The 12992-nt window shown below is 65.0% G+C and carries 13 protein-coding genes; 10 read left to right on the top strand and 3 right to left on the bottom strand.

Annotated elements, in window-relative coordinates; all coding sequences use genetic code 11:
* From KNW02_RS12355 to KNW02_RS12340, 4 genes are all read left to right on the top strand, one after another.
* Positions 1-433, top strand: a 433-nt coding sequence (locus KNW02_RS12355; RefSeq protein WP_216033576.1) for an IS3 family transposase, incomplete at its 5' end; no start/stop codon positions are given.
* Positions 434-705: 272 nt separating this feature from the next.
* Positions 706-2847 (top strand): polyribonucleotide nucleotidyltransferase, encoded by a 2142-nt coding sequence (gene pnp / locus KNW02_RS12350; protein WP_216033575.1) that lies wholly within the window; start codon positions 706-708, stop codon positions 2845-2847.
* An 84-nt stretch (positions 2848-2931) separates the two neighbouring features.
* On the top strand, positions 2932-3702 hold the full coding sequence (locus KNW02_RS12345) for a glycosyltransferase family 25 protein (protein WP_216033574.1): 771 nt from the start codon (positions 2932-2934) through the stop codon (positions 3700-3702).
* 39 nt (positions 3703-3741) lie between these two features.
* On the top strand, positions 3742-4815 hold the full coding sequence (locus KNW02_RS12340) for a rhamnan synthesis F family protein (protein WP_216033573.1): 1074 nt from the start codon (positions 3742-3744) through the stop codon (positions 4813-4815).
* Here the strand turns inward: KNW02_RS12340 and KNW02_RS12335 are convergent.
* Entirely contained in the window at positions 4807-5673 is an 867-nt protein-coding gene (locus KNW02_RS12335; protein ID WP_216033572.1) for a glycosyl transferase, read from the bottom strand. The two genes, KNW02_RS12340 and KNW02_RS12335, sit on opposite strands and share 9 nt — an antisense overlap.
* A 173-nt stretch (positions 5674-5846) precedes the next feature.
* Here KNW02_RS12335 and KNW02_RS12330 point away from each other — a divergent pair, with 173 nt between their 5' ends.
* A complete protein-coding gene (locus KNW02_RS12330; protein ID WP_216033571.1) occupies positions 5847-6743 on the top strand; it encodes a glycosyltransferase family 2 protein in 897 nt (298 codons plus the stop codon).
* Positions 6744-6778: 35 nt separating this feature from the next.
* On the opposite strand, the gene KNW02_RS12325 is transcribed toward KNW02_RS12330, so the two are convergent.
* Positions 6779-7435, bottom strand: a complete 657-nt coding sequence (locus KNW02_RS12325; protein WP_216033570.1) for a peroxiredoxin — start codon at positions 7433-7435, stop codon at positions 6779-6781.
* Positions 7436-7619: 184 nt separating this feature from the next.
* On the opposite strand from KNW02_RS12325, the gene KNW02_RS12320 reads away from it, so the two are divergent.
* From KNW02_RS12320 to KNW02_RS12300, 5 genes are all read left to right on the top strand, one after another.
* Positions 7620-9062 (top strand): aldehyde dehydrogenase family protein, encoded by a 1443-nt coding sequence (locus KNW02_RS12320; RefSeq protein ID WP_216033585.1) that lies wholly within the window; start codon positions 7620-7622, stop codon positions 9060-9062.
* A gap of 220 nt (positions 9063-9282) precedes the next feature.
* Positions 9283-10029 carry an amino acid ABC transporter ATP-binding protein gene (locus KNW02_RS12315; protein WP_252733782.1) on the top strand — a complete coding sequence of 249 codons (747 nt, stop codon included), beginning with the start codon at positions 9283-9285 and terminating at the stop codon, positions 10027-10029.
* A gap of 3 nt (positions 10030-10032) precedes the next feature.
* Positions 10033-10866, top strand: coding sequence for an amino acid ABC transporter permease (locus KNW02_RS12310; protein WP_348524724.1), 834 nt, complete (start codon positions 10033-10035; stop codon positions 10864-10866).
* A gap of 24 nt (positions 10867-10890) precedes the next feature.
* The gene (locus KNW02_RS12305; protein ID WP_216033569.1) at positions 10891-11721 is read left to right on the top strand and encodes a transporter substrate-binding domain-containing protein; all 831 of its coding nucleotides are present in this window, start codon (positions 10891-10893) and stop codon (positions 11719-11721) included.
* A gap of 54 nt (positions 11722-11775) precedes the next feature.
* Positions 11776-12657 (top strand): amino acid ABC transporter permease, encoded by an 882-nt coding sequence (locus KNW02_RS12300; protein WP_216033568.1) that lies wholly within the window; start codon positions 11776-11778, stop codon positions 12655-12657.
* Here the strand turns inward: KNW02_RS12300 and KNW02_RS12295 are convergent.
* A complete protein-coding gene (locus KNW02_RS12295) occupies positions 12654-12989 on the bottom strand; it encodes a hypothetical protein (RefSeq protein WP_216033567.1) in 336 nt (111 codons plus the stop codon). The genes KNW02_RS12300 and KNW02_RS12295 overlap by 4 nt on opposite strands.
* Between the last annotated feature and the right edge of the window lie 3 nt (positions 12990-12992).

Raw genomic sequence — 12992 nt, 5'->3', positions numbered from 1 at the left:
CGTCATCGACCTCTATTCCCGGCGTGTTGTCGGCTGGTCGATGCAGAGCCGTCAAACGACCGATGTCGTGCTACAAGCGCTGTTGATGGCGACATGGCGGCGAAAGCCAAGAGAAAAGGTTCTGATTCACTCGGATCAGGGCAGCCAGTTCACCAGCATCGACTGGGCGGCGTTCCTGCGAGCCCACAATCTGGAGCACTCGATGAGCCGCCGCGGGAACTGCCACGACAATGCGGTTGCCGAGAGCTTCTTCAACCTGCTCAAGCGCGAGCGGATCAGACGACGGACCTACCGAACTCGCGAAGAAGCCAGGCAGGATGTGTTCGAATACATAGAGATGTTCTACAACCCGAAGCGCAAGCACGCCCGGAATGGAATGCTGTCACCCGTCGACTTCGAGCGGCAGCAGAAACTGAGACACGAAGGCGTCTAAGAAACGCGGGGCTATTCACTGGCGAGCATCCTATTTCACCACAATGGGGCGCAAAAGCTGATGGCCTATTGGGCCGAACCGGCCTGTAGTTCCAGCGAAAGTGCGAGTTCCCACCCCACTTTCCAAGCCACGGTTTTTCCTGTAAACGCCCCCAATCTGTGACGTGACGCCCGGCGCCCCCGGGGCTACGCGAAGGACAGGGGGCGGCGGCAATGGGGCCGCCATAGGACAAGGGCGCGGCCAGAGGGCTGGCGCGACCCAGAGGATATCAGATGTTTGATGAAGTGAAGAAATCGATCCAGTGGGGGCAGGAAACGCTGACACTGGAAACGGGGAAGGTTGCCCGTCAGGCCGACGGCAGCGTCATCGCAACGCTGGGCGAGACCAGCGTCATGGCCAACGTGACCTTTGCCAAGGAGCCGAAGCCGGGACAGGACTTCTTTCCGCTGACGGTTCATTACCAGGAAAAATATTACGCCGCTGGCAAGGTTCCCGGCGGCTTTTTCAAGCGCGAGGCCCGGCCGACCGAGAAGGAGACGCTGACCGCGCGCCTGATCGACCGTCCCTGCCGTCCGCTGTTCGTGCCGGGCTTCAAGCATGAGGTGCTGGTGATGTGCACCGTGCTGAGCCACGATCTGGTCAATGATCCCGATATCGTCGCCATGATCGCCGCCTCGGCCGCGCTGACCATCTCGGGCGTGCCCTTCATGGGGCCGATCGGTGCCGCCCGCGTCGGCTTTGTCGATGGCAACTATGTGCTGAACCCCGAGGTTCAGGACATGGACCAGCTGCGCAATAACCCCGAGCAGCGCCTGGACCTGGTCGTCGCCGGCACCAAGGACGCGGTGATGATGGTCGAGTCCGAAGCCTATGAGCTGACCGAGGACGAGATGCTGGGCGCGGTGAAGTTCGGCCACGAGGCGATGCAGCCGGTGATCGACCTGATCATTTCGCTGGCCGAGTCGGCCGCGAAAGAGCCCTTCAACTTCCAGTCGCCCGATTACAGCGCGCTTTACGGCCGCGTGAAGGCTCTGGGCGAGGCCGACATGCGCGCGGCCTACGCGATCAAGGACAAGAGCGACCGTCAGGACGCCGTGGCGGCGGCCAAGGACAAGGTCAAGGCCGGCCTCGGCGAGGAAGACCTGGCCAATTCCAACCTCGGTTCGGCGCTGAAGAAGCTGGAATCCGGCATCCTGCGCGGTGACATCATCAATGGCGGCGCCCGGATCGACGGTCGCGACACCCGCACCGTGCGCCCGATCGACTGCGAAGTCGGCTTCCTGCCGCGCACCCATGGCTCGGCGCTGTTCACCCGCGGCGAGACGCAGGGTCTGGTGGTGACCACGCTGGGCACCGGCGACGATGAGCAGATCATCGACGCGCTGCACGGCAATTTCCGCAGCAATTTCCTGCTGCACTACAACTTCCCGCCCTATTCGGTCGGCGAGGTTGGCCGTGTGGGCTCGCCCGGCCGGCGCGAGATCGGTCACGGCAAGCTGGCATGGCGCGCGCTGCAGGCGGTGCTGCCGGCGGCGACCGATTTCCCCTATACCATCCGCGTCGTGTCCGAGATCACGGAATCGAACGGCTCCTCGTCCATGGCTTCGGTCTGCGGCGGCTCGCTGTCGATGATGGATGCGGGCGTGCCGCTGAAGGCGCCGGTCGCCGGCGTCGCCATGGGCCTGATTCTGGAAGAGGACGGCAAATACGCCGTTCTGACCGACATCCTTGGCGACGAGGATCACCTCGGCGACATGGACTTCAAGGTCGCCGGCACCGCCGAGGGCATCACCTCGCTGCAGATGGACATCAAGGTCGCGGGCATCACCCCCGAGATCATGCAGCAGGCGCTGGCGCAGGCGCGTGACGGCCGGATGCATATCCTGGCCGAGATGGGCAAGGCCCTGTCCGAAGGCCGGCACGAGTTCAGCGCCCATGCCCCGCGGATCGAGACCATGACCATCCCGACCGACAAGATCCGCGAAGTGATCGGCTCGGGCGGCAAGGTGATCCGCGAGATCGTCGAGGTCTCGGGCGCCAAGGTCGATATCAACGACGATGGCGTGATCAAGATCGCCAGCGCCAATGCCGATTCCATCAAGAAGGCCTATGACATGATCTATTCGATCGTGGCCGAGCCGGAAGAGGGTCAGGTCTATACCGGCAAGGTGGTGAAGCTGGTCGATTTCGGCGCCTTCGTGAACTTCTTCGGCAAGCGCGACGGCCTCGTCCATGTCAGCCAGATCGCCAACAAGCGCCTCGGCCACCCGAGCGAGCTGCTGCAGGAGGGCCAGGAGGTCAAGGTCAAGCTTCTGGGCTTCGACGATCGCGGCAAGGTGCGCCTTGGCATGAAGATGGTCGATCAGGAGACCGGTGAGGAAATCACCGAGAGGAAGGAAGAAACCGCCGAGTAATCGTACTCGGATGGGATCGGATAATCCTGTAGGAACGAAGACAGCCCCGCGATCCGGGGCTGTCGTCATGTGAGGGCTTTGCCGGTGCAACCTGTCTCCGAAACGCTGCTGTCGGTCTTTGACCGCATCTATGTCATCAACCTCGCGCATCGCGACGACCGCCGCCGCGAGATGAACGAGCAGTTGAACCGGATCGGGCTGAGCCTGAACCACCCGGCGGTGACCCTGTTCCCCGCCAGCTTTCCGCCCGATGAGGGCGATTTCCCGACCCGCGGCGCGCGCGGCTGTTTCGAAAGCCAGTTGGGCGTGCATCGCGCGATTCTGGCCGATGGTGTCAAGCGGGCGCTGATGCTGGAGGATGACGCGGATTTCATCCCCGATTTCGCCGCGGCCCTGACCGCGATCCGGGACGATCTGACCCGGAGCGACTGGGATTTGTTCTATTCCGTCGCGCCACTTGAGGCGCAGCCCGGCGATCAGCCGCTGGGCCCGCATCTGCTGCGGCTGTCGCCCGACCACACCTTTCCGCTGGCGCATTTCGTGGGGTTCAGCGCGCGGTTCTCGGAACTGGCGGTGCCCTATCTCGAGGCGATCCATGCCCGTCCGCCCGGCGACCCCGCAGGCGGGCCGATGCATGTGGACGGTGCCTATTGCTGGATCCGTGCGGCCTATCCCGATCTGACGGTTCTGGGCAGCCGCGCGCCGCTGGCGGTGCAGCGCTCGTCGCGCAGCGACATCGCGGAACTGCGCTTCTGGGACCGGCTGCCGGGGCTGCGGCAACTGTCGGCGACGGCGCGACGGTCCCCGGCGACGATCAGGCTTCTGAAACGGCTTCGTGGTCGTCCGGTGGATTGACCGAAACGGCTTCGGCAAAGGCAAGGATCAAGAGGGCACATGGTTTCACGGGCGAAGATGGGGCGGGAACTGAACCGCCTGCGCATCCAGATCACCAACTTGCACTGGTATGTCTCCGGCACCGTGCAGCGGCGGGTGTATGACCGGCGGCGCAGCAAGCTGGTGACGCGAACAGAGGCCGATCTGCCCCTGAGGGACGAGATCGCGATCGTTCTGGTCTATCAACCCCAAGGCATCAGCGAGTCTACCTATTTCACGCTGTCCTGGCTTGTGCGGCAGAATATCTCGCCGGTTCTGGTGTCCAACCATCCGCTGAGCCCGTTGGATCACGAGCGCCTACGGCCGATCTGCAGCCTGATCATCGAGCGACCCAATTTCGGCTATGATTTCGGCGGCTATCGTGAGGGTATCCTGACCCTGCTGGAGCGCGGTGCATGTCCAAGGGCACTCTATGTCTTGAATGACAGCATCTGGTTTCCGCTTCGCGAGAATTGCGATGCCATTGATCGCGCGCGGGCATCGAGGGCCGATCTGTTCGGCCTGTTCCTCAACCAGAGCGCGCGCAAGGGCGGAAAGGACTATATCCAGTCCTATTTCTATCGTTTCGGCGAAAAGCTTGTCGCGAGCCAGAGCTTTCAAGATTACTGGCAGACGATGCGACTGATGAATGACAAATACGTCGTCGTCAGGAATTTCGAACGCGGATTGACCCGACACTTCCAGCAGCTTGGCTTTACGGTGGACTATATCCACGATCGACAGCGGCTGATCGACTCGCTGCTGGCCTTGAGCGACGACGATCTGCGCGAAGTGGCCGAATACCGGATCGAGGCGGACCAGCACGATGCCGAACGACTTTCTCCAATTCTGTCGGATGGCGGGTCCTTCAGCGAGCAGCGACCACGGATCGAAGAACTGATCCGCCAGTACCGGATCCACCACGCCTACGCATACGCGCATCCCAGAATGCAGGCGCGTCTTGGCGTGTCATTTCTCAAGAAGGCCAGAACCCGCGAAGCGCGTGTACAGCGTCAATGGCTACTGAAACTTGGCCTGGATCGCGACATCGCGCCCGAAATCCGTCAGGAGATCGCCAACCACGATTCAGTCTAGGAGGCCGTCGCGCGGATAGCCCAGCCCCAGCAACGCCGACACGGGCGAGGCGCAGGTCAGGACGATGTCACGCCGGGCGGCGGCCTCGCGGGCCAGCGCAAAGCCTGCCAGAATCCGCTCCAGCCCGGCGGACAGGCCCGAGGGCGCCTGATCCCCGGATTCATAAAAGCGCGGCTGGCTGTCGTTGCTGAGGTCGATCCCGGCCAGCAGGATGCGCGCCGGCCGGGCGGCAAGCGCGAATTGCAGCGCCGAGAAGGCGACGGTGCCGGTGATGACCACGCCGCGATCGGGATCGATCGACAGCGCCCCCTGCCGCCCGCGCAGCACGATCTGGCTGAGGGACGGGTCCGACAGGGCACGGCGCGGCGTGGCCACGGGCTTTTCCAGATTGTCGATCAGCGCCACCGTCCGTCCGTCCAGCGCGCCGGCGCCGCGTTCGGCCCAGGCCCGCAGCACGGCGGGCGACAGCAGCAACGGGATATCGCGGGGCAAGGCCTCCAGCATGGCGTGGTGGCGGAACACGAAACGCTCGTCCTCGACCGCGACGGCCAGCGGGTGGATGCGCCCGGCCAGCGTGGCGGCGCCGTTGCACAGGATCGCGGTGCCGTGGCCAAGCGCCTCGATCCGCTGGTCCTTCAGCGAGGGGCCCGAACCGACCACGGCGATCAGCGCCCCGCCCTGCGGGATGAACGCGCTGGCAGGCCGCAACGTCAGAAGATGGCCCCTCCGCCAGCTGACGCGACCCGACGGCCGGTCGATGGCAAGGCCCGGCCAGATATCCTGACGATGTGCGCGCGACCGCCCGAGCGCCTGAAAGCCGAGGCGGATCACCTTGCGGGATAACGGGCGGTCGGACATGGGCAGGCTCGGCTCCGGCTGGTCTCGAAGGTCAGTCTATGCAGGTTTTCCGGGCGATGCACCGGGAAAGCGGAGGACCCGCGGACTGGCCCGGCGGAGCGATTGCTGCTATGCGGAACGGGATGACCCGGCGGTGCGGGCGCGATGGTCCAGGGCAGCGAAAGCATGATGAGATGACATTGACCGAACAGGAAGGCTTCTCCTCCTCGGTCCTGATCTCGACCTATAACTGGCCCGCCGCGCTGGAAAAGGTACTGTGGGGGTTCTTCGCCCAGACCCGCCGCGATTTCGAACTGATCATTGCCGATGACGGTTCGGGTTCCGAAACGGCGGAACTGATCACACGCATGGCGCGGCGCAGCCCGGTGCCCGTCACCCATGTCTGGCAGCCCGACGAGGGTTTCGCGAAATGCCGCATCCTCAACAAGGCGCTGGCGCTGGCGCGGGGACAGCGGATCGTGGTGACCGATGGCGATTGCGTGGTGCGCGGCGATTTCGTCGACACCCATATCCGCGAGGCGAGGCCGGGGCGGTTCCTGTCGGGCAGCTATTTCAAGCAGAACCGGCAGGTCTCCGAGGCCATTGACGAGGCCGCGGTGGCCTCACAGGACTGCTTTACCGCCCGCTGGCTGCTGGATCACGGCGCCCCGTCGCGCTGGCGCATGGTCAAGCTGGGCGGGCCGCGGCCGGTGGCCTGGGCGATGGACCGGCTGTTTCAGGCCAATCCGTCCTGGAACGGGCATTCCGCCTCGTGCCTGCGCAGCGAGGCGCTGTCGGTGAACGGTTTTGACGAGGAGATGGGCTATGGCGGCGAGGATGTGGAGTTCGGCTATCGGCTGAACAATACCGGCCTGACGGCGCGGCGCATCCGCTATGCGACGGTCGTGCTGCACCTGTTCCACGAGCGCGGATATGTCTCGCCCGAGATTCTGGCGTTCAACCGCGAGGTCAAGGACCGGACCCGGGCCGAGAAACGGACCCGGACCCGGCATGGCGTGGACCGCTGGATCGGCCCCGGGGGCGAGGCGCGGCTGGCACCGCAGGATCGCGTCAGCCGCTTCGGCGCCTGACGAAAAGCCCCGGCATGACCGGGGCTTCCGCGTCGTCAGGCCGGGTCCTTGGCGAAGCGCAGATAGGGCAGCTTGATGTCCAGCGCGCCGTATTTCGCCTCGGCGGCCGCGTTGTCCAGTGCCGTGGCCACGATCACGTCCTGGCCGGGCACCCAGTTGGCGGGCGTGGCCAGCGGCACGCCATCGGTCTTGCGCACCGCGTCCAGCGCCCGGACGATCTCGGCGAAATTGCGGCCGATCGACATCGGGTAGGTCATCGTCAGCCGGACCTTCTTGTCGGGACCGATGATGAAGACGGTGCGGACGGTGGCCGAATGCTGGGGCGTGCGCCCCTCGGTCGGCAGGTAATATTCGGCCGGCAGCATGTCATAGGCCTTGGCCACGGTCAGATCGCTGTCGTCGATGATGGCAAAATTGGCCGGCACGCCCGCGACATGCGCGATGTCGTTCTTCCATTTCGCGTGATCCTCGACCGAGTCGACCGAAACGCCCAGAACCCTGGTGTTGCGCGCCTCGAATTCCGGCACCAGTTGCGCCACCGCGCCGAATTCGGTCGTGCAGACCGGGGTGAAGTCGCGCGGATGGCTGAACAGGATGGTATATCCACCACCCATCCAGTCGTGAAAGCGGATCTCGCCCTCGGTCGAATTGGCGGTGAAATCGGGCGCGACATCATTGATGCGCAGGGACATGGCACGTCCTTTCGGGCTGATTGAGTCGGCCCTCAACATATGCCGCAGAGCGGAAATTGCCAGAGGGTCGGGAATGCGCGGCCTCGTCCCGTCCGGCCCGCAGGACGTGGCCGCGCCCTTGCGGTCGCCGCGGCAGAGTGCCACCATCCCGGGCGACAAGCCACAGGAGGATGCGATGGGCACGCTGCTGGACAAGCGCAAGTTCTATATCAACGGTGAATGGGTCGATCCCGCGAAGGCGAACGATCTCGAGGTGATCGACCCCTCGACCGAAGAGCCCGTGGCGGTGATCAGCCTTGGCGACCGGGCCGATACCGACGCCGCCGTCGCCGCCGCCAAGGCGGCATTTCCGGCCTGGTCGCGGACCTCGCCCTCCGAGCGGCTGGCCCATGTCGAGAAGATCCTCGAGGTCTATCAGCGCCGGGCGCCCGACATGGCTTGGGCGATCAGCCATGAGATGGGCGCGCCACAGGACATGTCGCTGGGCGATCAGGTCGCCGCAGGCACCTATCACATCACCAATTTCATCAATGCCTTCCGCGATTTCCAGTTCATCCGGCCGCTGGGCGAACACGCGCCGAACAGCATGGTCGCCTGGGAGCCGGTCGGCGTGGTCGGGCTGATCACGCCATGGAACTGGCCAATGAATCAGGTCACGCTGAAGGTCATCCCGGCGCTGCTGGCCGGCGATACCTGCGTGCTGAAACCCTCCGAGATCGCGCCGCTGTCCTCGATGGTCTTCGCCGAGATCGTCGACGAGGCCGGGCTGCCGAAGGGGGTCTTCAACCTCGTCAATGGCGACGGGCTGGGGGTGGGAACGCAGCTGTCCACGCATCCGGATGTCGAGATGATCAGCTTTACCGGCTCGACCCGCGCGGGCATCGCGATCAGCAAGGCCGCCGCCGACAGCCTGAAGAAGGTGGTGCTGGAACTGGGCGGCAAGGGCGCCAATATCGTCTTCGCCGATGCCGACGACAAGGCGGTGGTGCGCGGTGCCCGGCACTGCTTCTACAACAGCGGCCAGTCCTGCAACGCGCCGACCCGGATGCTGGTCGAACGCGCGGCCTATGACCGCGCGGTCGAGACGGCGGCAAGGGTCGCCAGCGAAACCGGCGTGGCGACGGCACATCAGCCGGGCAAGCATATCGGCCCGGTGGTCAGCAAGCAGCAATGGGACAAGATCCAGGATCTGATCCAGGCCGGCATCGACGAAGGCGCGCGGCTGGTCGCCGGCGGCACCGGCCTGCCCGAGGGCGTCAACCGCGGCTATTTCGTCCGCCCCACGGTCTTTGCCGATGTCCGCAACGACATGACCATCGCCAGCCAGGAAATCTTTGGCCCGGTCCTGTCGATCATCCCCTTCGACAGCGAGGACGAGGCCGTCCGGATCGCCAATGACACGCCCTACGGGCTGACCAATTACGTCCAGTCGCAGGACGGCACGCGGCGCAACCGCGTGGCCCGGCAGTTGCGCTCGGGCATGGTCGAGATGAATGGCGAGCCGCGTGGGGCCGGTTCGGCCTTCGGCGGGGTCAAGGCCTCGGGGCGCGCGCGCGAGGGCGGCGTGATGGGGCTGGAAGAGTTCATGGATTCAAAGGCAATCAGCGGCTGGGACCGCAAGGCGTGATCCGCCGCCACTGAGAGGCCGGGGAAGGCCGGGAATATCGCCTTGCCCGGCCTTCTTCCCTGGCGCCTCCCCTGCGGGCCTTCCCTGATCCGGGCGCCATGGCGCAGGCCGCCCCCTTGCCCCGCGGCACGACAGGGCGGGTTTGACCTGTCCCTCATCCGGATTCCCGCTAACATGGGACGAATCCACCTGCCCCTCCGAAGCGAGTCCCCCCGCCAGCATGTCCGACACGACACCAATCATCCGGATGATAAACGTGTCGAAGCTCTTTGGCGATTTCGTTGCGCTGGACGATGTCAGCCTGAGCGTCGCGGCGGGCGAGCGGGTGGTGATCTGCGGGCCGTCCGGTTCGGGCAAATCGACCCTGATCCGCTGCATCAACCGGCTGGAGCCGCATGACCGCGGTCGCATCATCGTGGACGGGCTGGAACTGGACGAGGACATGGCAAACCTGCGCTCGGTGCGGCAGGAGGTCGGGATGGTCTTCCAGCAGTTCAACCTGTTTCCGCACCTGACCGTGCTGGAGAACCTGACGCTTGGCCCGATCCGGGTGCGCCGGATGGCGCGGCCGGCGGCCGAGGCGCTGGCGCGGCAGTATCTGGAGCGGGTGCACATCCCCGAACAGGCCGACAAATATCCGGGCCAGTTGTCGGGCGGCCAGCAACAGCGCGTGGCCATCGCGCGTGCGCTGTGCATGGAGCCGCGGATCATGCTGTTCGACGAACCGACCTCGGCACTGGACCCGGAAATGATCAAGGAGGTGCTGGACGTCATGGTGGAACTGGCCGGCACCGGCATGACGATGCTCTGCGTGACCCACGAGATGGGCTTTGCCCGCAAGGTCGCCGACCGGATGGTGTTCATGGAGGCCGGCAGGATTGTCGAGACCGCCCCGCCCGAGGCCTTCTTCACCGCCCCTGCCAGCCCGCGCGCCCGGCTGTTTCTGGATCAGGTGCTGGAGCACTGAGGCGTGGTCGAGGCGGCAGACAGGGTGACGATCCGGCGCAGGTCCCTCCGCCCGCGGCGCCTGCTGTCATCACGGCTCGTCTCGGTCCTGCTGTATCTTCTGGTGGTCTGGCTGATCCTGCGCACGGCGCTGAACGGCGCGGCGGCGATGGGCTATAACTGGCAATGGTATCGCATCCCGCAATTCCTCCTTGAGCGCACCGAGGACGGATTTCAGGCCGGCGAACTGCTGACCGGGCTTCTAGCGTCGCTGATCCTGTCGGGGTTGGCCTTTCTGCTGGCGCTGTTCCTGGGACTGATCGTGGCGCTGCTGCGGCTGTCCGATCTGGTCGTCGGGCGGGCGGTGGCGCGGCTGTTTCTTGAAATCGTCCGCAACATGCCGCTGCTGGTGCTGCTGTATGTCTTTTACTACGTCACCGGTCCGATCTTCGGGCTGAACCGCTATGTCGCCTCGGTGATCTGCCTTGGCGTCTATCACGCAGCACTTGTCTCGGAGATCTTCCGGGCCGGGATCAACTCGATCGCCACGGGCCAGTGGGAGGCTGCCGCCGCCATCGGCCTCAGCCGCAGGCAGACCTATCGCTTCGTGATCCTGCCGCAGGCCGTCCGCTTCATGCTGCCGCCGATGACCGGCGAGGCGGTGAACATGATCAAAAGCTCGGCCATCGTCTCGGTCATCGCGGTCGCCGAACTGACGACCGCGGGGCGCAACATCATCTCGGACACCTATCTCAGCTTCGAGATCTGGTTCACCGTCGCCGCCCTCTATCTGGCGGTCACGCTGTGCCTGTCGCTGCTGGCCACGCATCTGGAACACCGCCTTGCCACCAAATCCTGAAACCAGAACCACCGGAGGATCATCATGAAGAACCGAAGAACCCTTCTGGCCGGCGCGCTGGCGCTTGGCGCCACGCTGCTGGCCGGGCTGCCGGCAGCCGCGCAGCAGGCCACGCAGGCGCTGGCCCGCGAAAGCGTGATCGAGGCCATCAAGGAGCGCGGCGTCATCAAGATCGGCCTGTCCCTGTTCGTGCCGTGGTCGATGCGCGCCAAGAACGGCGATCTGGTCGGCTTCGAACTGGATGTCGGCCGCAAGCTGGCCGAGGACATGGGCGTCGAGGTCGAGTTCATCGAGACCGCCTGGGACGGCATCATCCCGGCGCTGGTCGCGGGCAAGTTCGACGTCATCATCTCGGGCATGAGCTGGACCGCGCAGCGCAACCTGACGGTCAATTTCAGCGATCCCTATGCCTATTCCGGCCTGAAGATCGTCGCCAACAAGCAGCTGACCGAGGGCATGACGGTCGCGGATCTTAACGATCCCTCGGTCACCTTCGCCGCCCGGCGCGGCGGCACGCCCTCGACGCTGATCGCGACCATGTTCCCCGAGGCCAAGCTGCTGCAGTTCGACGAGGACGGCGCGGCGACGCAGGAGGTCCTGAACGGCAACGCCCATGCCACCATGGGGGCCGAGCCGACGCCCTCGCGCGATGCCCGGACCCATCCTGATACGCTGGTCGTTCTGGGCGAGCAGGTGTTCGACCAGCGCGGCGACGGCTTCGTGATGCGCAAGGGCGATGTGGATGCGATGAACTTCTTCAACAACTGGATCGCGCAGAACTGGCGCTCGGGCTGGCTGAAGGAACGGCAGGACTACTGGTTCACCACCGAGGACTGGGCCGATCAGGTCGAATGATACCAACGGCCCCGCCGGGTGATCCGGCGGGCGCGCGGGGCGCGGAGACATCGCATGCGAGGACTGCGAAAGCTGCATTGGCTGGACTGGGCGATCCTCGCCCTGCTGATCCTGCTGGCCGGTTATGTCTGGCTTCGCATCGACGGCACGCTGAACTACAAGTGGCGCTGGCAGATCATCCCGCAATTCCTGATCCGTTACGACGAGGAGGCCGGGGGCTGGGTGGGCGGCACGCTGATGGTGGGGCTCTTCAACACCATCCGCATCTCGATCATGGCAAGCCTTCTGGCGCTGATCCTGGGCACGATCCTGGGATTGGCGCGCTGCGCGCAGAACCTGACGATCCGGCTTCTGGCCCGCACCTATCTGGAGTTCCTGCGCAATATCCCCGGCCTCGTCGTCATCTTCATCTTCTACTTCTTCCTCTCCGAGCAGTTGATCGCCGCCTTCAGGATCGAGGACTGGGCCCGCGACATCGCCCGCGGCGACAACGCCTGGCTCTGGGAGATTTTCTTCGGCGACATGCGCCGCTTTCCCTCGCTGATTTCAGGCGTTTTCGTGCTGGCCCTGTTCGAAAGCGCCTTCGTGGGCGAGATCGTACGGGCCGGCATCCAGTCGGTCCCGAAGGGCCAGCGCGAGGCCGCACGGGCGATGGGCCTGTCATGGACCGACCAGATGCGTTTCGTCGTGCTGCCGCAGGCGATGCGCAAGGTGGTGCCGCCGCTGGCCAGCCAGTTCATCATGCTGGTCAAGGATTCGGCCATCGTCTCGCTGATCTCGGTTCAGGACCTGACCTACCGGACGGTCGAACTGGTCACCTCGACCCGCGCGATCTTCGAGGCATGGATCACCACTGCGCTGATCTATGGCGGGTTGTGCTTCGGGTTGTCGCTGCTGTTCCGGCGTCTGGAACAGAAGCCGGGGCGCCGATCCTAGCCGCGGCTATGGCGTACGCTGTGATGGATGCGGATGCGCACCTCGTCCGGCTCGGCCGCCACTGCCTGCATCAGCGCCCGCATGTCGCCGCGCGCCGTATTCAGCTGGTCGATCAGCGACATGACCATGCGCAGCGTATCCTCGGGCAGGTCATACGAGTCGCTGAGATCACACAGCAGTTGCAGGCGTGCCAGATCGGCTTCGCGATAGCCCGGCCCCGCGGGCGTCGGGACCGGCCGGACGATATGGGCGCGCAGATAGGTCTGCAGCCGTGGCGGCGTCAACTCGTCGATCAGCGCCACGACCTCGGTTTCGCTGTAGAAGCGCGTCATGCC

This window comes from Paracoccus marinaquae (assembly GCF_018860165.1).
Taxonomy (GTDB): Bacteria; Pseudomonadota; Alphaproteobacteria; order Rhodobacterales; family Rhodobacteraceae; genus Paracoccus; species Paracoccus marinaquae.
The sequence above is the reverse complement of the archived record's forward strand: the minus strand, read 5'-3'. Positions and strand labels throughout refer to the sequence as shown.

Bases quoted from the DNA above. Each gene is read 5' to 3' on its own strand.
- pnp (WP_216033575.1), top strand. From the start codon at position 706: ATGTTTGATGAAGTGAAGAAATCGATCCAGTGGGGGCAGGAAACGCTG.
- KNW02_RS12340 (WP_216033573.1), top strand. From the start codon at position 3,742: ATGGTTTCACGGGCGAAGATGGGGCGGGAACTGAACCGCCTGCGCATC.
- KNW02_RS12335 (WP_216033572.1), bottom strand. From the start codon at position 5,673: ATGTCCGACCGCCCGTTATCCCGCAAGGTGATCCGCCTCGGCTTTCAG.
- KNW02_RS12330 (WP_216033571.1), top strand. From the start codon at position 5,847: ATGACATTGACCGAACAGGAAGGCTTCTCCTCCTCGGTCCTGATCTCG.
- KNW02_RS12325 (WP_216033570.1), bottom strand. From the start codon at position 7,435: ATGTCCCTGCGCATCAATGATGTCGCGCCCGATTTCACCGCCAATTCG.
- KNW02_RS12315 (WP_252733782.1), top strand. From the start codon at position 9,283: ATGTCCGACACGACACCAATCATCCGGATGATAAACGTGTCGAAGCTC.
- KNW02_RS12305 (WP_216033569.1), top strand. From the start codon at position 10,891: ATGAAGAACCGAAGAACCCTTCTGGCCGGCGCGCTGGCGCTTGGCGCC.
- KNW02_RS12300 (WP_216033568.1), top strand. From the start codon at position 11,776: ATGCGAGGACTGCGAAAGCTGCATTGGCTGGACTGGGCGATCCTCGCC.
- KNW02_RS12295 (WP_216033567.1), bottom strand. From the start codon at position 12,989: ATGACGCGCTTCTACAGCGAAACCGAGGTCGTGGCGCTGATCGACGAG.